Raw genomic sequence first — 21,052 nt, forward strand, 5'->3', positions numbered from 1 at the left:
GGGGAACTATGTATCGGGACATATTCGTTTTTGCACATCTGGATACCGAGAAGCCGGTCATTGCAGGGGTTCTGCGCTACGATGAATCTGGTGGGCTGGGGAGTTTCCGCTATGCGAACAGCTATGTTTCCAGAGCGGATGCCCTGCCGATTTCCATACAGCCAGGCCTCATCGAGCTTGGTTCAACCGTGATTACCGAAACCAACAACCAGGGACTTCCCGGGCCTATACGGGATTCTCTCCCGGATTACTGGGGCAGACTGGTGTTCGCCAGCAGGATGAAGATCCCAGCGGAGAAAGTGAGCAACGTCGACCTGTTGCTCTCCCCTATTCCTGAGCGATTTGGGTTTCTGGACTTTTCGGATAGGGCAGATCGCTGCCCAACACCATCCGCACCTGTCGTGATCCCCGTTCTGGAACACCTGGACGCCTTGATCGAGGTGGCAGAAGCCCTACAGGAAAACCGGAAGCTGAACCAGCAGGAAGAGTGGGCGATCGCACTGCTTGCGCAAGGCACCAGCCTCGGTGGCGCAAGGCCAAAAAGTGTCATCCGCGACAATGGAGAGCTATGGCTGGCAAAGTTCCCGACAAAAGACGACAGGTATGATGTCTGTGGGGTGGAGTTTGCGACGCATGCCATGGCAAACGAGCTTGGGATTCGTGTGCCAGAGGCAAAACTTTCTGCATTCCCTGATGGTCGGAGAATTTTTCTGACCAAACGTTTCGATCGCGACAGCCAAGGCAGGCGGCTACCAGCATTAAGCGCCTTATCTGCTTTGGGTCTGGACGAATCAGAAAATGCTCTTGGTTCCTATCCAGCAATCGCCAGAATTCTGCAGAAGCTTGGTGATACGCACGGCAGACAAGAGTTGTTCAAAAGAATGGTTTTCAATGCAGGCATTCGCAATACGGATGATCACTTGCGAAACCATTGCATTCTCTATTCCCGTGCACACTCTGCCTGGAATCTGTCCCCTGGCTTTGATATCAATCCGGGCATCAAGAGAACCGGTATTGGTGAGCAGTTCAACCTGTCCATTGGAATAGGCAAGCATGGTAGATCTGTCACAGCAGAAAACCTCTTGTCTTCTGTTACAGACTTTGGGCTCACAGAAAAAGAGGGCAAGCAGATCATAGGTGACGTGGCAAATGTCCTCTCCAGGTGGAGGGAGCATTTTGCCTCTGCCAAAATTGATAATGGCACGATGGAACTGTTCTCCGAGACCTTTCTTTCCGGGCAAAAAATGCTTAGGGAATGTCTTTCGACGTCGGTGATGCTGAACCGCAAGCATCCCGGGGTGAAACCATCCGGCATCGAATAGCGCCAGGCAGCCGCTGCGCCATGGGCGTATCAGTGCTGCCATTGCTCACCAAAAGCAAAGGCCCCGTCACTGATGGCGGAGCCCCGTTAGACACCACGCTGGATTGCAATCTCCGTGTGCGTAGCGGCCTCACAAGGAGGACTTGTGCCCGATGCCGAAGCAGAGCGGGAACCCTGGCACTGTATATGCTCAGAGGTAACCTGTCAAGCTGGTCAGCCCAAGGTGTTAGCCCCAAGCAGTAATGTCCCCTTTGTCCAATTCTAGAATGTCCCCTTTTGCGTTGTGGGGGCGGCATGGGCGAGGAGTACAACACGATGAGCTATCGAGAGATGGATCGACTGGAGTTGCTGCAGGCTCTGATGGGTAAGCAGCTCCGGCAACGGGAGGTCGCCGAGCGGCTGAGTCTGAGCGTGCGCCAGGTCAAACGCCTTGTCGCACGGTATCGGGCCGAAGGGGCCGCCGGGCTGGTGTCCCGGCAGCGCGGCAAGCGGCCCAACAACCGGATTTTGGACTCGGTCCGTGAATCCGCCATCCAGTTGGTGCAGACGCACTACGCAGACTTTGGGCCAACGCTGGCTCGGGAGAAATTGGAAGAACGACATGGCTATCAGCTCTCTACGGAGACGTTGCGCCAGTGGATGATGGCCGAAGGTCTGTGGGTGGCGAAGCGGCGCAAGGCGGCCCGTATCCACCAACGACGGCCCCGACGCCCTTATCTCGGTGAACTGGTACAGATCGACGGCTCGCCCCACGACTGGTTCGAGGAGCGTGGCCCCCGCTGTACCCTCATCGTCTTCATAGACGATGCTACTAGCCGCCTGATGGCTTTGCATTTCGTACCAGCCGAGACTACCCAAGCGTATATGGAGACGCTGCGAGCGTACCTGAAAGCGCATGGTCGCCCGGTAGCCCTGTACTCCGACAAGCACAGCATCTTTCGCGTCAATCACCCCGATCAGGAGGGAGTACCCACCCAGTTCACTCGCGCCCTGCAGACCTTGGATATCCAAGCCATCCACGCCAACAGCCCGCAAGCAAAGGGGCGGGTCGAACGGGCCAATCAGACTCTACAAGATCGCCTGGTCAAGGAGCTACGCCTGCAGGGCATCTCCGATCTGGAGGCTGCCAACGCCTTCCTGCCGGAGTTCCTGGCCGATTACAACCGGCGCTTTGCTGTCTCCCCGCAACATCCCCAGGATGCGCATCGTCCCGTACTGCACAACCCAGAAGAATTGTCCCTGATCTTCTGCCTGCAGCACACCCGCAAGCTCTCCAAAAACCTGAGTTTTCGCTTCCAGAACCGCGAATACCAACTCACGAATTACAGCAGTGGCTACCGCCTACGCGGTGCCAGTGTAACCGTCTGCCAAGCCTTCGACAGCAGCATTACCTTGCTGTATCAGGGACAGCCCCTAACCTACCGGATCCTCGCCGAGGGTGAGCCCCCCATCCCCTTGGACGATGAGAAAAGCCTGCACTTACGTATTGAGCAAGCTGTGAAGGAGCAGGCCCAACGGAGCCACTGGAAACCCGCGCCCGACCATCCCTGGCGACGATACCCTCAGTCTAAGCCCGCTCACACATCCACCCCCTGAACTCCCTCCAAGGGGACATTCCTGTCTTGCTCAAAAGGGGACATTCCTGCTTTGGGTTGACAGCTGGTCAGCCCAAGGGCGTGAAGCATACATTCTTGAATTTTAAGCAAATCAGATTCATCGATCACTCTAACATCGTACTTTCTTTCCCCTGATGCGTCTTTCCTGTCGAAGGGCAGGTGGAGTCTATCGAACGATACGGTGTACAGCATGTCTGCCTTCACCCAATGAAACGAGGCGTCATACGGTTTTGGGAGAACGGGATCTACATGCAGCTTGAAATGGTAGGGAGCTACTGGGTTCGGGGCCGTGGTGCTCAATGGAACAATTGTGCACAGACGGTCGCGCCGGCGAAGGCGCGGAGAAACGACAACGGCGGGGCGACGTTTGACCATCTCGGGTTGGACGAACCCGCTGAAGTCGCAGATGACAATGGTGCCTTGCTCAGGATGAAAATGGATAGCCATGCGCCATTTTTCCGTCATTCGCAAGAAATGGCAAGTATCGACTCCTTTAGGGCACTGCGGCGACACCACGATCCACGCTGCGCCATGGGCGCTGGCTATACCACCATGGATTGGTTTTCTCGGAGTTCATGGTGGAAAGACGTGTACTCAAGACCCTGCTTTTGGCGAGCGTTATGGCGCTTGGTGGATGCCTTGCGCAGTCGCCAGAACATACGGCTGCCCGAGTTGTTCATGGGCGAACGGTAGCCGCAACGCCTGCGGCTTCGCCGTCTGTCCCTATCCAGCGACCCTCTCCATCCTTTTCCCCATCCCCTGCCCCACACGACTTCTCCGATGTTGTGACGAGGCTGCAGGACCTGGGATACCTGCCGTTGGTACACGCACACATTCACGGCAAAGACAGAAACATCCGGCACGATGCCTGGCTTTGGCCGGTGTCGACGGCTCTCCAGAATGCAGCGGATGAGTACCCATGGAATGCCGGGAATCCGTTTATTCGTGGAGCGGTTATCCAGTTCGAGCGTGCCAACGGGATTCTGGGACCAAAGGGGGTTTCCGAAGGGAAATTGCACAAAACGGTCATGCAGGCGCTGTCCGAGAAGCATGCCAATCCGGATCCTTGGCCGTACGAGTGGGTGTATGTGACCAAGGCGAACGGTACCCGACAGCCAGAGCAGTTGCATGTCTGGGAGCACGGAAAGGGCTGGATCTGGCATACCGTAGTGAACACTGGTGTGTTGGGTTCCACCCAGGATGGCACGTGGCCCATCTATCAGCGGCTCCCCAAGACCACCATGCGCGGAGTGTTTCCGCAGCCGATCTCCTGGGCTTCTTACCACGGGCTGGCCGGACAACGGGTCCCCCAATGGGCAGGAAGCTCATTGATGCAGCCAGCCCGTGGCACCGTTGGCGGCAGCCCTGTGCGTTGGGTACCCTACAACGATCCCGGCATCCTCTGGGTGAACTACTTCGACGATGGCCGCGGCATCCACTACTACCCCAGGGCTGCCTATGGATTCCCGCAGAGCGCCGGTTGTGTCGAGGAGCCGTACCATGCGGCGCCGGTTACCTATCGCCTGCTGCATTACGGGGTTCCGGTGACCGTAAGCGGAGCGCTTTTTGGGCTTGCTATACCTACTCATGGTACTCAAGCCAAAAAAAATTGAACCTGGTTGGGCGCGCCGATGGACGCTGCAGTCGATCGATCTGTTCCGCAGGTCGCCGGCGCTTGCCCTGAGTGTCGGGCTAGCCTTTGTGCTGATCAATGTATTTGTCCCGCAACCGTTGGTGCTGAATGTGCCGGCCATGGTCTTCATGGAGGGACTGCTTTTTTGCTCCCTGCGGGCGGCAGATCAGGATAGCGGCAATGCATGGTCAGCCACATGGCACTATTTTCGCCTGGTTGTGCGGGATTTGGCACAGCTTGCGCGGGACGCATTCCTTTGGATGCTGTTGATATCGATCGCTGTCGGGGTCTTTTTTGCTCTCTATAAATCAGCAACGCATGGGCTTACGGCAAACCATGCCGACCATGCGTTGTACAAAGCACTCCCCTGGTGGATGCGGCAAGGGTTGTCGCAAGAGAATGGCATGGATCTTTTGGGGATATTCCTTCCAGGAGTTCTTCAACTTGTGTTCCTGACGATGAGCGTAGGAAATCAGCCTGTAGCACATTATAACGTTGGTGTTCAGTCTGCAGTATTAAATTTCGGGGTTTGCAGTGTATTTTGCCTCTCCGGGATGGTTTTGTGTGAGTTTTTGCTTGTGGCATTCCCTGATGTGGCATCTCCTGTTGCTGGATACCTGTTATTGATCCTTTACACGGCTTTATTCTGGTGGTTCGGAACGTGGGGTTATCTATGGTGCAGGGAAATGTTTGATGGGCACACCGAGAACTCCAAGGAAACGGTGCGAAAGAAAGCGTTTGTCTTTTCTGAGAATTCAGCTTGATATCAGGAGTTTTTATTGATAAGATTGCAACCAATAAGTAACAAAGCTTCTTTGCTGGCAGCCATTTCTCTTATTTTTTCAAGCAATCAACTGCCACAGGATCATCTTTTGGGATCAAGTAGCGCATTTTTTTCCTGCTACAGTCCTGGTTTTTTTCTTCGCGAGAACCCAGACCGCGTAGATGGAGGCTTGCGCAGGCTCGCCGGTCCATACGCGGTGGCAGTGAAGAAAGCTGCAGAGAAAGCACACGTCCCGCCGAAGCTCGTGGCTGCGGTTGCGTATGTTGAGAATGGCGGCGATTTCCATGGTTCGGCGACCAGGGTGTCGCCAGCCGGAGCGATTGGCGTCATGCAGTTGATGCCTGGCACGGCCTGGGGTTTTCTGCATGTCAATCCCTGGAGTGTCCGGCAAAATATCGAGGGGGCGGCCAAGTACCTTGCGTATCTCCTGCACCAGTTCCATGGTGACCAGCGGCTTGCGGTGATGGCCTACAACGCTGGCCCTACTGCCATTGCACATGGCTATCGCCCCTTGGCAGCGGTTACGTATGCGCAGGAGGTCCTGCAGAAGGAAAGGCTTGTTTAGGTTCAATACTGTTTAGATAGATTACTTTCTGTCAGAATGCTCTCCTGTTCTGTTACTTGGGGGCATGACGATGGCACGAACCAAAGCACAACTCTCTTCGGGCGCTCGACTAGCGGACTATCTGACGGTGGGATATCTGGCAATGCGCTGTCCTATCAGCAAGGTGCGTGAGACCCTGGCGCAATATGAGGTGGAAAGCCAGCGGCGACGTGGATTGCCACACGAAGTATTGGTCTATTTTGTGCTGGCGATGGTGCTGTATGCCAACGTAGCTTATGAGGAAGTTTTGCGCCTGGTAATCGAGGGATTACGATCCGTTCTTGGGGATGATGGGCTGGCCCAGGCCGTCGTCAGCAAAGGGGCCATATCCCAGGCGCGGACCCGCGTAGGGGCAGGACCGTTGAAAACGCTCTATCAACAGCAAGTCGGTCCACATGGTCCCGAGGGCATGACTGGGGTGTGGTACCGAGGCCTACGGATCATGGCCATAGACGGCTCCACGCTGGACATGCCTGATGAAGCCCCCAATGCAGAGCGATATGGATATCCACCCTCTGCGCGAGGTGCATCCGCCTTTCCCAAGCTCCGCTTTGTCGCCATGGCGGAATGCGGTACCCACACTTTGTGTTACGCCGAGTCGGGTCCCTATGCACAAAGTGAGAGAGAACTTGCCCGCGCTGTCATGGCTCATGCCGACGCCTCTATGCTGGTGACAGCTGACCGCGGCTTTTACAGCTACGACTTCTGGAAGCTAGCCCATGCCACCGGTGCCAACCTGCTGTTTCGCCTGAGCAGCACCCTCACCTTGCCCCGTGAACAGGAATTGCCAGATGGATCCTACCTCAGCACGATCTATCCCAGTGGAGCGAACCGAAAGCAGGATCGCCAGGGTATCCGTGTGCGGGTCATTGAGTATACCTTACAAGGTATCCCAGACGCCGAGCCGAGCTATCGACTGATCACCAACTGGATGGATCCGGTACAAGCCCCGGCACAAGAATTGGCAGCACTATACCATCAGCGCTGGAACATCGAGTCCAGTTTTGATGAACTCAAGACCCACCTGGCGGATCGTCGTGTCGCGTTGCGGAGCAAGCGTCCGGAATTGGTCGAGCAGGAGTTCTACGCTCTTCTGCTGGTCCATGCTGCCATCCGCCACCTGATGACCGAGGCCGCAGCACAAACAGATCAAGCGGCTCAGGATCTATCCTTCATCCATGCGGTGCACGTCCTTCATCGCCGTCTACCTGCGGTCGGCGCTATTCCCCCCTCAGGGTAGGGCAGACTGGCTTCTGGGCATCCTGAAGGAAATCGCCACGGTTCGCGCCGTCACGAGCCGGGGTAAGCGCAATCCACGGGGGGTCCGCAGAAAAATGAGCAGCTATCCGATCAGGGATCGCGGCGATCCTCTCAATGTCGACTGTAAACCAGACCCAATGGTGATCGCTAAATAAACAGTATTGTGTTTAGGTTTTTCTGCATCGCAACGGAACGTCGCTATACCAACGCGAGCAATGTAGCTCGTTTTTGGAGTTTGTTCGATGGAAAAAGAAAAAGAGGTTGTCACCCAGGCAGAGCTTGTCGAATTTCTGGCAGAGCACCACGATCTGCCAAAAGCCAAAGCGCTGCGGGTGCTCCACAGTCTGGTCGATTATTGCACGGTGTCTCTGGCCCAAGGCAAGCGCGTTCGCCTGGTTGGTCTGGGGACACTGGAAACGCACGTTTCGCCGGCACGTACGGCACGCAACGTCCTCACCGGAGAGCCAGTCCAGGTGCCAGAAAAGCGCCGCGTCCGTTTGCGCGTATCCAGTGAGATGAAGCGCGCCATTAACAGCGGCAAGTGAACAAGCCATCTTCCTGGCCGCATGGCCGGTTACCAGACGCTTGCTCAATCCAGGATGCCTGGGTGGTGAGCTATGCCGGCTGGTACCGGCATTTTCTGGCAATGCAAAAAGTTCATGATCATCACGCCTTGCGTTGGGCGGAAAACATGGCCGACGCAATAGTGGAGGGGGATTGGTTTTTTCCCTATTCGTCGTCTCCAGATCGTTACCAACGCCTCAAAGAGGGCTTTTCCAGGATGAAAGAACGGTTTCGTGCGGACCAGGAAAAGTGGTTGCGAATAGCACGCGAACATACGGAACTGCCAGAAGCGGAGGCTGCTTTGGATGCAACCGCACCTTCACCGATACCAGACCGTCAATCCCCGCCGGCAACGCCAAAAATTAGACAGATGGATTTGTTTGGCTAGGACTGCCACGGATAGCTGCTATACCCAAAGGTCAGGCAGGAGAAGGTTATGTTGCTACGATTCATTGCGCAAAATTTACGGATTCCGGATCCGGCATCGTCAACCGAAGGCCGATTCACTCAGTGGTACATGGAAGGGCTGACTCGGGAAGAGTCTGCCCGTCTACCCATGGATCAAGCCGATCAAGGGAATGGGTCCAGAGAGCAGGACTTCCCTCCCCTATCCATTCCGCGAAAGGCCTCTGTTGAGGAACCGATGCCGGCAGTTGAGAGTGGCGACGTGGCCCGCAAGCGTTTGGGGGCTTCCCGGAGGTATTCAGATGGTCGGGCAGCAAAGAAAAAGCGTCTGCCAGCTTTCCTTATGGTTTCCGCTATCCCTGTGGCTTTTGGCGCTGCAGGTGTGGCAGCGTATTTCTATGATCCCGCGTTGATTCCGATGGTTCAGGAGAAAATCCAGGCATTGGTCGGCGGGTCGGGTGGTCAAGTGCCGCCGGCGCATGTCCTGGCTCCCAAAGTGGCGCCGGATATTGCCTACAAAAAGCCTGATACGCCACACTTGCCGATGGAGAAGGCCCCTGTTGGGGTCAAGCCTGTCTCTCCGACATCCTCTGTGGTGTCGGCCATGCTGCCAAAAGCAAAAATGCTTTTGCCGCCGCTAAATGTTCCTACACCAGATCTTGGCAATCCAGCGATGGAAACGACGTTACCGCCAGGTGCCAAGATACTGGCCACCACGCGCTCTGTAGCGAATCCGCCTGCAGTAGCGCCCCAGAAGCCGGTAACAGGTTCTTCACTGCCAGAACGCGCCGCAGTGCCTGCTGCTGATGCTCAAAAACCCATTGCAAAATCGTCTGGTGGATCTGGTCAAGCCATCTATAAAACGGCTCCAGTACCGGTACAGGCCCCGGTATATCACCCCGTCTATCACCCGGTTTGGCATCCGGCGCCATCTCCAGTGGTAGCGCCACCTCATGTAGTCCGTCATGCGTCAAGCAGGGCAAGAGAAGCCATAGATTCGGTATTTTAATTAGGGGACTCCATGTTGTCAGAGAAAAAAACGGCTCAGCGAAAGCCGAGCAAACGGGATCGTGCTGGCCGTGTGTTACCGATTTCCCAATTGACCATAAGCATTCTGGAAGCCCGCCTTTTTCTGGAGCAAGGAGTTCCTCCGGTACCCCCTGGGGCCTTGCACCGCGGCCCAATGGTTGGTTTGCTCATGGACGCAGTTATCCGTCCTTCTGTGCGAAACATGGAGTTTTTGGGGGTGGATGTCGACCGGCATGCGGTCGTCATCCGCAATGCTCCGTGGATGGTGGCCCAGAGTGAAAAACCCAGCGTCCCCGACGACTATGTCGATATGTTTTCTGCGCCTGCTGGCTGGATCGTTGGATGCCTGCTGTTCCGCTATCTGGTGGCGCTGACGGATGACAGTACCTTTGCGCATCGCAGTTATCGGAATGCCGCCAAAGGCCAGTCTCTGATAGTGGATGTGGATGCCGGGCAATCGACGATCCAGATCCATCTACCGCGGGAAGTGGCGCTGGCGATCGGCCATGCAGTAGCGTCGCATTATATCCTCGGCAAGAGCGTACCTTAGCAACCATTTCCATTGCCGCCCTGTATCACCCTGGCCTGTCGCTATACACAAGGGAGTATAGGCAGACCGAGGGTGTCTCCGATGTTGCAGACCGACTTTGACGCATTATCCGCTGCTGCCGCGGCGCGCATGTTTTCTTCCCTGTTGTGGTTCTCGCAGTGCACGAATCCGGTTGATGGGCTTTCCGACTTTGAAAGCCGGTCAAGTGAGTTGCTGGCTGACATCGAGGCTGGACTGTCCAAAGGCAATCTCGATGGGGAAGCAGGCGGATTTGCCTGGCAGTTCGAGCATGCGGCGAGGGGTGCTTACGACCACGATGTCGTTGGTGTCGCGGCTGAGCAGATTCTTCGTGATTTGCAGCGGGCTTTTGATGGTCTGCCGCAGGATGCGGCAACGGCCATTTTGGGATGGTTACGGGAATACGGATCTACGGCGCATGGCCAGGCCTGGCTTTTGGAGCAGGCGGCTTCGTTATTGGTGGCGGATGGCATCGCTTCTTCGGATGCAGTGCACTAAGGGGGATTGGCCATGCTGCAAGATACGGTTGGCGTTGTAGGGGACCAGAAGTCTCTCCCAGGGGCCATTCGCCAGGGCGGGCAATCTGGGATGATAGGTCGCATTCTGGAAAGAGCCGAGAGCGCTGGGTACCCAGCTGCTGCGTTGGAGGATCTGCGGTCTCGGGCCGATATGTTGCAACGGGTTGCGAGGATTGCTGAAATCGATGTGGATGCGGAGGCAAAGCTCGTATGGGAGCGCACTGCCGAGATTCGCAGGCAACGTGCAGAGCTGGAAAAAAAGGCCGCAGAAAAGTCCAAGGACCCCGTCGATCGCCTTTCTGGCCTGCAGCGCGCGCAGCAACTGGAGTTGCAGGCGAAGAAATTGGAGAACCCTGGTGTGGATGAGGGCTTCAAGGCTCGTGCTGTTGCTACCGAGTTATCGATCCGGCTGAACGCCAGGATGCGCGGAATCCGTTTCTCTGTGTCAGATGTGGAGCCCTCCAGTTTACGGATTTTCGAAAAGTCTTTTCAGGATCATGCCAAGGGCGTCCAGTCTTTGGGATCGTCGCGCGCAGAGGCGGAGCATACGGCGCGGATGGCGTTTTTGCAGGCTATGGCTGAGGTGGATGCGATGCCTGATGATCCGACTGGGTTGCGGTCTGCGATTGTGCAATATCGCCGCAACACCACCAGGGACTTTGGTCCGGAGTCCGGGCACATGAAGGATCAGCCTTTGGAAGCGACCCCAGAGATCCAGGACATGGCGGCGCCAGTATTGGATGGTGATGAGGACGTGCGCAAGGGATCGCGGGAAGTGTCGCGCTTGCGCAGTGCGTTGGATCTTGCTGCTGCGGTGGAGTTGTCGGACCGGCATTATGCGGTGTATCGAGTTTTGGCGGCGAACACGCACTTGTTCGACTGGAAGATGAAGCAGAACGATTACGGGATCGATCAACTGGTTTTTGTGAAAAGGCAGGGTGCGGATCGCGGGGAGAATATTGCGCAGAAGGTCATGGAAGATGTTGGTGGCTATTCTGGCCGCGGTGCTGCCTATCGGGCTGTACATGAGACCATCGATCGTGTTTCCGAGGCTTTGGAGAAGCTAGGACGGAATGTATCGATCGATGGCTTGACGCAGGATCAGCGTGCGCAGGCTGCGGTTCGTCTGACGGCGAGTCGCGAGCAGATCAACGCTGCGGCAAAAAGCGTTGTCCGTTCCGGTGGTAATCGCAAGGTACGCCAGCGCGAAGAGATCGAGTAATTCGAGTAATCAGGCGTCTCCCACCTGTGATGTTTCCCGCCCTTGTGGCGGGCTTTTTTTAGCTGTTGTTGTCCGCTTCCTGTACCAGAAAGAGTGTGGTTCTTCCTTTTCTGGCGAATCCTGGCTTGAGGATTCCGGTTTCTGCGATCTTCCGTACACAGATTTTGGCGTATGGCCTTGTGCATCCGGCCATGAAAGCCAGGGTCGATATGGGTCCATCGAAGACCCAGTATCCTTTTTCCATCCTTGTTTGGGCGAGTATTTCCATCAGCACCTGCACTGACTTTGTGGTGAAGGTGCCGGTGTTGATGTAGGACAGCATGATGAGTCCCTGTAGCTCTTTGGGCATCAGGATGTGATGGGCCAGTGCCCGACGCCGCTCACGGACTTTTTGTTCTACCGTCATTTGATACCGGTGCATGGGTAAGTGTTCGCCTCCTGGAGGTGTGGTCCCCAAAGTGGGTATAAAAATATACCCGGTTTCTGAAACCGGGTATATAAATATACCCAGTTTGTAAGACATTGTATTCACATCTTAGGTAAAACGTAACGCAAGATAAAGGGAGTACAGAATGGTATAGCTCGCATGGAAAGCGGGCCGGTGGTGCCCACGCGCTTGGCCCGGGCCACGGGGTGGTGCTGTAATTTGTCGCCTATCCCGCCCACGGATCTGCCCCGTGCCATAATCTGGGCAGGGACAGGACCAAACATTCACGCCTGTCCAATTGGGCAACCGCCCTCCCCTTACAGCGCATGTCGAATCGCCGCCCACAACAAATTCTTGTTGCATGTAACGACTTTGCCGAGTAACATGTAACACGCAACTCGTTAGGAGGCTTTGGAATGGCAACGCACGTTAATCAGCGGGTTCAAAAGCACCGCGATGCACGGCGAAAGGCGGGGCTTCGTCCGGTTCAAATCTGGGTGCCGGATACGCGCCGCCCAGACTTCGCGGAGGAGTGCCGTCGCCAATGCCTGCTAGTAGCTCAGGCTGACAGTGCCGACACCGCCATGCAGCAGTTCATGGATGAAGCCTTGGCAGATGTGGACGGCTGGACGGAATGATGCGTGGTGACTTTGTGACCATCGCCATGCAGGGCGACTTTGGCAAGCCACGCCCAGCGCTTGTCGTACAGGCCAACCAGTTCAGCGAGCACAGCAGTGTTACCGTGCTGCTGGTTACCAGCACGCTCGTGGCCGCGCCGTTGCTGCGCGTCACGGTTCAGCCGAACGCAGAGAACGGCTTGCAGAGGCCATCACAGGTGATGGTGGACAAGGCGATGACCGTGAAGCGGGACAAGGTTGGGCCAGCCTTTGGGCACATCGATGGGAATACTCTGGTGGATGTCGATCGGTGCCTGGCCGTGTTTTTGGGGATTGCGAAATGATCCTGTGAGCCGATTTGGTGACGGCTCTGCTTTAAGCTTTTGATACATATTGGCTTGCCCACTGCGATGCAATTTTCCGTATTTTAGTAGGTAAACCCAATTATAACAATAAGTTATCCAGAAACCGGGACAATCAGAACAGCAACCCAGCGCCTGCCCCTTGGCAGGTGAGGGAGTTGTTGCCATGAACTACTTCGATTAGTCGACACCCTGCTCCCTCCCCCGCTTCGTAACCCAGCGTCTTGGCGCCATGAACCCTTGCTATACCCAGTCGTGTGCATTTTTGGGTTGAGTTGGCAATGCAGAAAATCCGACTGGGTCACGTTATCGACCGGCTGCGCGAGATGCCGGACGGCTCCGTGCAGTGCGTGGTGACGAGCCCGCCGTACTTTGGGTTGAGGGATTATGGTTTGGAACCCGTAATCTGGGAGCCCGTCCAGTATTCCCCCATGCCTGGGATGCCAGTAATGGCCGTTCCTGGGCACGCCAACCCCCAAGCGTATGCGACCTGCGAACACGATTGGGGGGAATGGTCCGAGTCGCACGATGTACGGGAGAAGCCGATCAGTGGCAAGACCCGTACCACGGATCGCAGCTACGGCGATGCCTCTCGCCGTTTCGATGGAAACCACCAGAAACACTCCCATGGGCGGTTCTGCCGCATCTGTGGCGCGTGGCGTGGCTGTTTGGGTCTGGAGCCATCGCCGGAACTCTATATCGGGCATCTGGTGCAAGTCTTTCGGGAACTGCGCCGCGTGCTGCGGGAGGACGGCACGCTCTGGCTGAACCTGGGAGACAGTTATGCCTCCGGGAATATGGCTACCCGAGACACCGACAAGAAATTGTCCGCCAGGGGTATGGATCTCCGCCCCTCTGATCCCCCCGGCATCAAGCCAAAAGATCTCATGGGTATTCCTTGGCGGGCAGCCTTTGCGTTGCAGGCGGATGGGTGGTTTTTGCGAAGTGACGTTGTATGGCATAAATGTCTTTCTGGTGGCGTGACAGTTTATGCCAAAGACAACGAAAGAGTATTTTCAACAACAATAAAAGATCTAGTCCGCCACGATCTCGGTAATGTTAGTTTGTGGGATGGGGGAAAATGGAACCCAATCATTTCTGTAACGGAGACTGCTACCAACCCGGAAAGAAAAAACAGGAAGCACATGGAATATCTGGAAATCGTATTACGATCTGGTGAGAGGATTGGATGTACCGAAAATCATAGATGGCCGACGCATCGCGGAGTGCTAGAAACAAAAGAATTACAGGTTGGTGATATTCTGGAATCGTGCGAGCTTCCTGATTCATCATACGACGTTCCAGGATTTTTGATTGACGACGCATTCTGGCTTGCTGGTCTTTTTCTTGCTGAGGGAAGCTATAGTGCGCAAACCTTACAAATTTCATTAAACGCAGACGAATCCTGCTGGTTTGAAAGAATATCCAATGTTGCAAGACATTACGGGAGCTCTTGCAATAAATACCGGTATGGGAACGGTCTACATATTAGTATAAATGGAGGAATAACAAAAAACGTATTGGAGTCAATCGTGGTGTATCAAGGCTCCTATGGATCGCATTTGCATCACAATGTATGGATGTTCCCCAATCGCTTACTACGGTTGATTGCCAGCGGTTATCTTGATGGTGATGGTGGTTATGATGAACAGAATAATCGTTATCGTCTTGGTTTTGCTAGAAATTATTCATTAGAAAGGGATTTACGAACTCTTGCCGCAAGGCTTGGCGCAGTTCTTACATTGAAGCCCACGTTAAGCATATCCACAAATAATGGCAAATCTTTCCCATGTTTCAGAGGTGAATGGCGATGGACGAAGCCGTCTGGCATGAGTTACAAGCCAAGAACAGAGGTTGTCGCTATTGCCAGATCCAGAGCAAGGAAGTTTTACGATATAGTCCTCAAAAACGATCCGCATCTTTTTTCGTTATCTTCTGGTGTGCTTACCCATAATAGCAACCCTATGCCAGAAAGCGTCACGGATCGCCCTACAAGATCGCACGAGATGCTGTTCCTGCTGACGAAAAACCAACGGTATTTCTATGACCATGTAGCGATTCGAGAGCCGCATAAGTCGGATTCCATTGCCAGAATACACCGTGGCCGTGCTGAAAATCACAAGTGGAAGAACGGCCCCGGAGATCAGAGTATCGCCAACAATCTGTCTAAAGCATTACATCCAGATGGTCGCAACAAACGCGACGTCTGGCCGATCTCCACCAAGCCCTACAAGGGCGCTCATTTCGCCGTCATGCCGCCAGATCTGGTGGAGCCCTGCATCCTGGCCGGCACACCGAAAGCGGGGCGTTGTCCGCATTGTGGCGCGCCATGGCGGCGGAGGATTGAGAGAGTCGCCTGCCAGCCTGACGAGGTTCCACCATCATATTGTGGGTCCAGTTTCCACAAAGGGAAGTCCAGAGACGCACGGGTCCACATGGCCGAAGTAAGCGATAAGCCCAGAACCGCCGGAACGCGAACCATAGGTTGGGAGCCCACTTGCCAATGTCCAGAGCACCAACCAACTCCCTCTGTTGTCCTGGACCCGTTTGGAGGGTCCGGCACGGTTGGAATGGTCGCACAGCGATTTGGCAGGGATTGGTTGCTGATAGAAGCGAATCCAGAGTATGCGGATTTGGCAAAGGACAGACTGAGCCAGCCTTCCAAAACCGCAGGCAGGTCAACCGTCAGGTGCGCAAAAACAACAGTAACGAAACATCAACAGGTTTTGTCTTTGGAGATCTTTTCATCGTGAGCGAAAAACCATCTGACCCGCAAACCATCCGCGAGATCACCAAGCATTGGCTGGACGCCATTCCGATGGAGTGGCTGGAAGCCGGTCATGCGCAGGTCTGCCAGGACAAGGCGGCACTGGCCGAGATCCGTGTGCTGGCCGCTCAGGGGTATCGGAGAGCGAGGCTGTTCCTGGCTAATTATTGTGAGGTGTCCTGATGTTCTTTGACTTGAGTTGTAGTGCCAGACAAATCGTTATCGCCCAGCAAAGGAGTTTACCGTGAAAAAGAATCTTGTGTTGACCTCTGTCGTTGTGATTGCCGCAGCATCCCTGTCTGGTTGCAATTTCGGTGAGAGCAATCATCTCCTTGGAAACTGGAAGCTGGAATCCATTTCCGTGTCCAGCAATGCACCCGCCGAATACGCCAAGGTTGCCGCTTTGCTTTCCGCGCAATCGAAGGGAGAACGGCTCACCTTCACTCCGGAGAAGATCGTGTACCACATGCACGGCAACGTCATGAGCTTGAAAGTCTTGAAGTATGAGATCAAGGACGGCGGGCACAAGGTGGTGGTCGTGCAAAAGCAGCACAAGCTAGGCGCGGATGTGGTCGAATACCAGCCGGCGATGTTCCATGATGATTACCACAAGGTGGATCTTACGTCTGGCCTGCTGGTGATGCATCTGAAGCGGGAGCATGATTGAATGAACTGGCAAGAAATTCAGAAAAAATTATTGGAAAGCGGATGGCTCCCGATGGAGTCAGCGCCCAAGAATGTCCCCATCTTAGGATTCTGTATTCATGAGAGTGACCCGGATGTAGATGGAGCGGGAGAAGGTAAAATCTCTACGTATGCTGCACATGCCGAAAGTTTATCGCACGTTCCTGATGGTCCGCACGTTTTGGTATGGGGTGGTGAATATGAAGAAGTTGATTGGGATTCTGGCGCAGGATTTATTATCCCAGCCTGGTGGTTCCGATTTGGCAGCGACTTCGAGGAGCCAGCCGCTCCAATAGCTTGGAGGCCGGTTTTTGATCCATCGAATATCTGCATTTTGCCCCATGGTGTGGCAAGGTAAGCATTGCGTCTCTCTGATATCTGCAACCAGACCAGAACTTGCAAAGGTGGTATGATCGATCGGCGCAAGGACAAAGGACCGATGCACCCGTGGAAGAACAGAAAGATTTTCCAACCCTGTTTCGTGTAGTTGGCCGCCGGCAGCCGCCGGAGGACCATATCTACCCGCTGGACACCCCGGAGCAACGGGAGGCCTACTACGCGCATTGGGCGAAGCTCACGAGGCGCAACGCGGCCTTGCGGCCGGCGCGGATCCTGCAACCCGGGGAACCCAGGGTAAAGCGGTTCCGCACGCTGGAAGAAGCCAATGCTGACCAGGAAGAAGCCATGATGCGGGTCATGGAATGGATGCAACGCAGAGGGTCTAAGGAATTTCCCGGATGAACGATATTCTTTCCAGTTCTATAGATGAATTAGAGCTTACAGTCCGCACTACAAAAAACCTCAAATTTTCTGGCATTTACCGCGTTGATGAATTGGTTCAAAAAACAAGGGTGGAATTATCCAGACTGCCAAATATCGGGGCAAAATCGCTTTCTGATATTGAACAGGTTCTGGAGAAATACAATCTTTCACTTGGGATGAAAATCACGGAGTGCCAAGGGAAATAGCCGTCCTTTTGGACGGCGACGCTCTCATCCCATCCCCTGAAGAGGATCGGTATTCCCGCGCCGTTCTATAAAAGACGACCAGAACAACTCTTGACGCAGGTATGGCTTATGCTATCCGTGTGCTTCGGAAGTTGTTGGATTTTGTCCGTGGGTCTTCCCGAACCTGGCGCATTCTCCTTCTCGCCCAGGACTCCACAGGAGTTTCCCGGATCGCGCGGTCTGCTGCGATACCGCCCAGGAGATCTCCTTGTGGTGGGGCGATGAAGGCCATCGTTGTCTCGGGATATCTTCCCCAGGCACGATGGACCAGATCTCCGAAAACCTTTCCTTTGCGATTGCGCAGGTCTTCTTTCGAGTACGCGCCGCCAGCGATGATCAAGGAGTTCCTCTGGAGGATGATCAACGCCACGCCAGATACCCGAGCTTCTGTTCCCGCCGTGGAAAACAGGACGAAATAGTCCGGACGGGCGATTTGCCCGATCCTCTCCGCTTTCTGCCCAAACAGGACGGGTTGGCTATCCAGAAAATCCGACAGGACGCGCTGCCCGGTTTTCGGTTGTACCGGCAACCAGGAAAAATTGCGTTGTTCCATGACGCCTCCCTCTGGTGAACTGCTCACCACTGCAACAGGTTGGACCATCATACAAAAGTAAAGGTTGCAAAACAAATCGCAACATTATGTTTTTGCGGAATTCACGCAAACAGGAGATTTGCTGCTCTGGCACTTGGAGGTCGATCAAAAAAGCTCGATCTGAGGGTTCGTCTTTTGGGGTAGCTCGTTTTTACCGAAAAGCGACGTCTGCTCAGGCTTGGCGGACAGGCCCTTGCCTGTCAGACCGGGCTCGCGTGCGAGAAGATCGCGCAGCGGCTTCATGTCAGGCAGGCCGAGCGTTGCACTGAGTGCGGCATCGATTTCCGCGCGCACGGGATCGACGTTGAGCTTGGCCAATGCTTGCAATTCCAGGTGGCCCAGACGGTCGTAGTCCTCAGCCAGCCTGGATAGCGCATCGGCTGGCAGGTTGCGCACATCGAGGACGGGCATGGCTTCCCACTGCGGCTGTTTGATCTGCATCCAGGCACCTTGGGTAACAACCCGTCGGGAGAGCATCAACAGCAGGGATGGTGTTGAATTGAGCCACAGCAGAAGGGCTTTTCCCTGTTGCTCATCCAGGCTCGTGCTCAATGCCCACCATGTATTACCAAGAACCGCCTGCCCGAAACCGACCGCCAGAACACGATGGGTGTTCGTCCGCACTCGTTCCACCAGCAAGATGCGTCCGGCTCGCGGCCAAAGGCGAGTCGGCCCGTAATCTGATCCGCGGGGGGAGTCAATCCATGGGGACAGCCACGAATTCGGTTTCTGCTCGATCGTTGTGACGGTTTTGGCGTCGTGGTTCCAGAAACATGGGTATGGAGACCATTCGTTTTCCGAAACCTTGAAACCCTCGTGGATTCTTTTCCGATCGGGTCCAAGCGCCCCCAAATCTTCGATTTGGCAAAGTGGAAGAGGGGTGGGATTGTTGCCCGGAACGGCGAGTGCACCATGCTTGGACAGTTGAACCGCAACGCGCAGCGTCCAGGTCTGTGCGAACTGCACGCCAATCCATTGTTCTGCACACTGAGACGGGGGCATGGAGACGAGTTCGGCGAGTTTGCGCCCGTCGCTTCCTATGATTGAGGTCACCGATCCGGTCTCCACTTCCGCCGCGGGCGTTGCCGTGATGCGTGAGGCCACGTCCATGGCTTCGTAAATCGTGGTTGGGTTATACCAAAGATTCACGTAAAGCGTATGCCCTGGACATTCGTCACGCTTGAGTTTGCGCGCCACGAACATGATCTCCGACAGATCGGTGTTCTCGGAAAAGTTCGGACGTTGCGCGTCATGACTCACGATCACGATTTCGAGGTGGTATCCATCTGCGATGAGTTTGCGGCTCTCACCCCAGGCTTCGCCTGTGGCCAGCGCGGCAGGCAGGATGAAGGCCATTCGCCCGCCCACGCGCAGATGCTTGTCGGCAATGGCCATGAAAACGCTCCCAAGACCCGCTGTGACAGATGCTTTGAGGTTTTTGGCTCGCCGTTTGAGTTCACTTTGCAGTTTGTCGCGCTCATCGTCCGGCAGGCTGCCGAAAAGCAGATTACCCCCCACGGAGCGCACGAACGGCGGGTTCATTACACACAGATCGATGGTGGGTACTTCGGCATTCGTGTAGTGCTCGGAAGCGACGCCCGTCTGCTTGACCTCCATCTGGCTATTGTCGAGTGTGAACTGTGTCTGCACCTTGCGATGTCCGATAAAATCCAGACTCCCCAGGCGCAGGGTTCGGCCCTCTACGCCCATCGGCATAGTGAACAAGTTCATTTTGCGATACGTTACCTCTGGCGCGAGCATTCCCAGAGTCGATGCGGTGAGATGTACTGCAGAGGGAAGCACGTCGTAACCGTAGATGACGTTTTCCATCAGTGTTTCATGCAGGTGTTTGAGGTCTGTTGGCTGGATACTCCGATTGGATGCTACGCGCTCGATCACGAACTTGTCGGTGATAGCCTGGGCGGTTGCCATCAGCAGCGTTCCAGTACCGCAAGCCAAGTCCGCAGCGGCAAAATCGGCCAGCTTTTTCGGTGATCCAAAATCAATATCCCATTTCTGCGCAAAGGTCAGTTTGAGCAGCATCGTCGCCGACGACGTGGCCGTGTAGTAGGTTCCAAGGTATTTGGCGTGATGCAGCAGCCAGTGATAGATGCGCCCCATCAAGTCGTGCCGGAGGGCGGACTGGTTGGCGCAGATTGATTTGGCTTCGTCCTTGAGCCATCGAACCGCCGCAATGGCCCCTTGCGTGATCGGGACTTCTTCGAGAATAGCTTCGCCGATCTGAAAAATCGGGACGTAATTGATGCGCGTCCAGATCCAGTGCCAGTGTTTCTTGATCTCGTTGATGGGATCTGCCGCGTTGTCGTAGACCCGCAGGGAGTCGATGCGTCCATCCGCGTTCGATGCTGCTAACTGTTCCTGGAAGATCATGGCATTGGCCAGCACAAGCGCAGATACTTTGGCCGCCGTTTCGCGGCGCGCATTGCGCTCATCCGCAGTCTCTCCGCGCTTCGGTGGCATGCCCAGAGCGTCGGAGAGCTTGTCACATACACCTCCCGCACCGGCCCACAGATCGGCTATGGATTGGATGCGTTGTGAGAGCCTCTCCGCAGAAGATGCAACGATGTCGTCTTTCGTCATCGCCTCGTGCGCGCGACGCAGAGAGGCAAGCACTTCATCGGGGCTGCCTTCGGCCCAGTCTGTCTCTCCGGTCTCGGAAATGACCAAGTGCTTCAACCTGCTTTTCGACAGCGAGGCCTCAAGCTCCGTGACGCGAACCGTCCGAAGTTGCTTTGGGTAGATCAGCGCTACGGCGATGTGACATACCCCTCTGCGAACGCGCTGTCTGGCGTCGTTGAGCACGACATTTTCTGCGTCGGGGACGTCTGCATACTTACCTTCGATTACAACGCGCACGCCTCCGAGAAGAAACATTACATCTGGTCGATGTTGACCGCCCCGATGAATCGTTTCGGCATCAGCGTTTACGCCATGCTTACTCAAAAGGATTGCAAGCTGTGTATTGATGGTTTCTTCGCGGTGTCGGATTGCCTGAACCATTGATCGTTTTATTCCAATATTTCCAAAAAAGAAGAGAAAAAACACGCCAAA

24 protein-coding genes are annotated in these 21,052 nt (G+C 55.1%); 20 read left to right on the forward strand and 4 right to left on the reverse strand.

Going from position 1 to position 21,052, the window contains the following annotated elements; translation table 11 throughout:
• Nucleotides 1–8: 8 nt before the first annotated feature.
• Both M5D89_RS10660 and M5D89_RS10665 read left to right on the forward strand, forming a co-directional pair.
• Complete coding sequence (locus tag M5D89_RS10660; protein WP_248885799.1) at nt 9–1,322, forward strand: type II toxin-antitoxin system HipA family toxin; 1,314 nt, start codon at nt 9–11, stop codon at nt 1,320–1,322.
• A 293-nt stretch (nt 1,323–1,615) separates the two neighbouring features.
• Entirely contained in the window at nt 1,616–2,917 is a 1,302-nt protein-coding gene (locus tag M5D89_RS10665; RefSeq protein ID WP_346347697.1) for an ISNCY family transposase, read from the forward strand.
• Here M5D89_RS10665 and M5D89_RS14480 read toward each other — a convergent pair.
• Nucleotides 2,899–3,402, reverse strand: coding sequence for a type II toxin-antitoxin system PemK/MazF family toxin (locus tag M5D89_RS14480; protein ID WP_431307164.1), 504 nt, complete (start codon nt 3,400–3,402; stop codon nt 2,899–2,901). The two genes, M5D89_RS10665 and M5D89_RS14480, sit on opposite strands and share 19 nt — an antisense overlap.
• 353 nt (nt 3,403–3,755) lie before the next feature.
• Here M5D89_RS14480 and M5D89_RS10675 point away from each other — a divergent pair, with 353 nt between their 5' ends.
• The 10 genes from M5D89_RS10675 (at nt 3,756) to M5D89_RS10720 (ending at nt 11,524) form a co-directional block, all read left to right on the forward strand.
• Nucleotides 3,756–4,550: a L,D-transpeptidase gene (locus M5D89_RS10675; RefSeq protein ID WP_248885801.1), complete on the forward strand. Its 795-nt coding sequence runs from the start codon at nt 3,756–3,758 to the stop codon at nt 4,548–4,550.
• Entirely contained in the window at nt 4,504–5,334 is an 831-nt protein-coding gene (locus M5D89_RS10680) for a hypothetical protein (RefSeq protein ID WP_248885802.1), read from the forward strand. The genes M5D89_RS10675 and M5D89_RS10680 overlap by 47 nt, the downstream gene beginning before the upstream one ends.
• A gap of 222 nt (nt 5,335–5,556) precedes the next feature.
• On the forward strand, nt 5,557–5,919 hold the full coding sequence (locus M5D89_RS10685; RefSeq protein ID WP_248885803.1) for a transglycosylase SLT domain-containing protein: 363 nt from the start codon (nt 5,557–5,559) through the stop codon (nt 5,917–5,919).
• A 70-nt stretch (nt 5,920–5,989) separates the two neighbouring features.
• Nucleotides 5,990–7,198, forward strand: coding sequence for an IS4 family transposase (locus M5D89_RS10690; protein ID WP_248885449.1), 1,209 nt, complete (start codon nt 5,990–5,992; stop codon nt 7,196–7,198).
• Between the two features lie 262 nt (nt 7,199–7,460).
• On the forward strand, nt 7,461–7,763 hold the full coding sequence (locus tag M5D89_RS10695; protein WP_248885804.1) for an HU family DNA-binding protein: 303 nt from the start codon (nt 7,461–7,463) through the stop codon (nt 7,761–7,763).
• Between the two features lie 62 nt (nt 7,764–7,825).
• Nucleotides 7,826–8,170, forward strand: a complete 345-nt coding sequence (locus tag M5D89_RS10700; protein ID WP_248885805.1) for a hypothetical protein — start codon at nt 7,826–7,828, stop codon at nt 8,168–8,170.
• 48 nt (nt 8,171–8,218) lie between these two features.
• Nucleotides 8,219–9,196, forward strand: a complete 978-nt coding sequence (locus M5D89_RS10705) for a hypothetical protein (protein WP_248885806.1) — start codon at nt 8,219–8,221, stop codon at nt 9,194–9,196.
• A 12-nt stretch (nt 9,197–9,208) separates the two neighbouring features.
• Nucleotides 9,209–9,766, forward strand: coding sequence for a hypothetical protein (locus tag M5D89_RS10710; RefSeq protein WP_248885807.1), 558 nt, complete (start codon nt 9,209–9,211; stop codon nt 9,764–9,766).
• An 81-nt stretch (nt 9,767–9,847) separates the two neighbouring features.
• The gene (locus M5D89_RS10715; protein ID WP_248885808.1) at nt 9,848–10,282 is read left to right on the forward strand and encodes a hypothetical protein; all 435 of its coding nucleotides are present in this window, start codon (nt 9,848–9,850) and stop codon (nt 10,280–10,282) included.
• Nucleotides 10,283–10,294: 12 nt separating this feature from the next.
• A complete protein-coding gene (locus M5D89_RS10720; RefSeq protein WP_248885809.1) occupies nt 10,295–11,524 on the forward strand; it encodes a hypothetical protein in 1,230 nt (409 codons plus the stop codon).
• A 58-nt stretch (nt 11,525–11,582) separates the two neighbouring features.
• Here the strand turns inward: M5D89_RS10720 and M5D89_RS10725 are convergent, their stop codons facing one another.
• Nucleotides 11,583–11,945, reverse strand: a complete 363-nt coding sequence (locus M5D89_RS10725; RefSeq protein WP_248885810.1) for a hypothetical protein — start codon at nt 11,943–11,945, stop codon at nt 11,583–11,585.
• A gap of 422 nt (nt 11,946–12,367) precedes the next feature.
• Between M5D89_RS10725 and M5D89_RS10730 the strand changes: the two genes are divergently transcribed.
• The 8 genes from M5D89_RS10730 (at nt 12,368) to M5D89_RS10765 (ending at nt 17,349) form a co-directional block, all read left to right on the forward strand.
• Nucleotides 12,368–12,589 carry an antitoxin MazE family protein gene (locus tag M5D89_RS10730; RefSeq protein ID WP_248885811.1) on the forward strand — a complete coding sequence of 74 codons (222 nt, stop codon included), beginning with the start codon at nt 12,368–12,370 and terminating at the stop codon, nt 12,587–12,589.
• A complete protein-coding gene (locus tag M5D89_RS10735) occupies nt 12,589–12,912 on the forward strand; it encodes a type II toxin-antitoxin system PemK/MazF family toxin (protein WP_248885812.1) in 324 nt (107 codons plus the stop codon). The genes M5D89_RS10730 and M5D89_RS10735 overlap by 1 nt, the downstream gene beginning before the upstream one ends.
• Before the next feature lie 299 nt (nt 12,913–13,211).
• Nucleotides 13,212–15,683: a DNA methyltransferase gene (locus M5D89_RS10740; RefSeq protein ID WP_248885813.1), complete on the forward strand. Its 2,472-nt coding sequence runs from the start codon at nt 13,212–13,214 to the stop codon at nt 15,681–15,683.
• Nucleotides 15,680–15,880 carry a hypothetical protein gene (locus tag M5D89_RS10745; RefSeq protein ID WP_248885814.1) on the forward strand — a complete coding sequence of 67 codons (201 nt, stop codon included), beginning with the start codon at nt 15,680–15,682 and terminating at the stop codon, nt 15,878–15,880. The genes M5D89_RS10740 and M5D89_RS10745 overlap by 4 nt, the downstream gene beginning before the upstream one ends.
• Nucleotides 15,881–15,941: 61 nt before the next feature.
• A complete protein-coding gene (locus M5D89_RS10750; RefSeq protein WP_248885815.1) occupies nt 15,942–16,364 on the forward strand; it encodes a hypothetical protein in 423 nt (140 codons plus the stop codon).
• Nucleotides 16,365–16,739: a hypothetical protein gene (locus M5D89_RS10755; protein ID WP_248885816.1), complete on the forward strand. Its 375-nt coding sequence runs from the start codon at nt 16,365–16,367 to the stop codon at nt 16,737–16,739. It begins immediately after the preceding gene.
• Between the two features lie 89 nt (nt 16,740–16,828).
• A complete protein-coding gene (locus M5D89_RS10760; RefSeq protein WP_248885817.1) occupies nt 16,829–17,122 on the forward strand; it encodes a hypothetical protein in 294 nt (97 codons plus the stop codon).
• Nucleotides 17,119–17,349 (forward strand): DNA-directed RNA polymerase subunit alpha C-terminal domain-containing protein, encoded by a 231-nt coding sequence (locus M5D89_RS10765; RefSeq protein ID WP_248885818.1) that lies wholly within the window; start codon nt 17,119–17,121, stop codon nt 17,347–17,349. The genes M5D89_RS10760 and M5D89_RS10765 overlap by 4 nt, the downstream gene beginning before the upstream one ends.
• A 106-nt stretch (nt 17,350–17,455) precedes the next feature.
• Here the strand turns inward: M5D89_RS10765 and M5D89_RS10770 are convergent, their stop codons facing one another.
• Both M5D89_RS10770 and M5D89_RS10775 read right to left on the reverse strand, forming a co-directional pair.
• On the reverse strand, nt 17,456–17,941 hold the full coding sequence (locus tag M5D89_RS10770) for a hypothetical protein (protein ID WP_248885819.1): 486 nt from the start codon (nt 17,939–17,941) through the stop codon (nt 17,456–17,458).
• A 144-nt stretch (nt 17,942–18,085) separates the two neighbouring features.
• On the reverse strand, nt 18,086–21,046 hold the full coding sequence (locus M5D89_RS10775; protein WP_248885820.1) for a hypothetical protein: 2,961 nt from the start codon (nt 21,044–21,046) through the stop codon (nt 18,086–18,088).
• Nucleotides 21,047–21,052 lie beyond the last annotated feature (6 nt).

Origin of the sequence: Acidithiobacillus acidisediminis, from assembly GCF_023277115.1 — a bacterium.
In the GTDB taxonomy this organism is placed as follows: Bacteria; Pseudomonadota; Gammaproteobacteria; order Acidithiobacillales; family Acidithiobacillaceae; genus Igneacidithiobacillus; species Igneacidithiobacillus acidisediminis.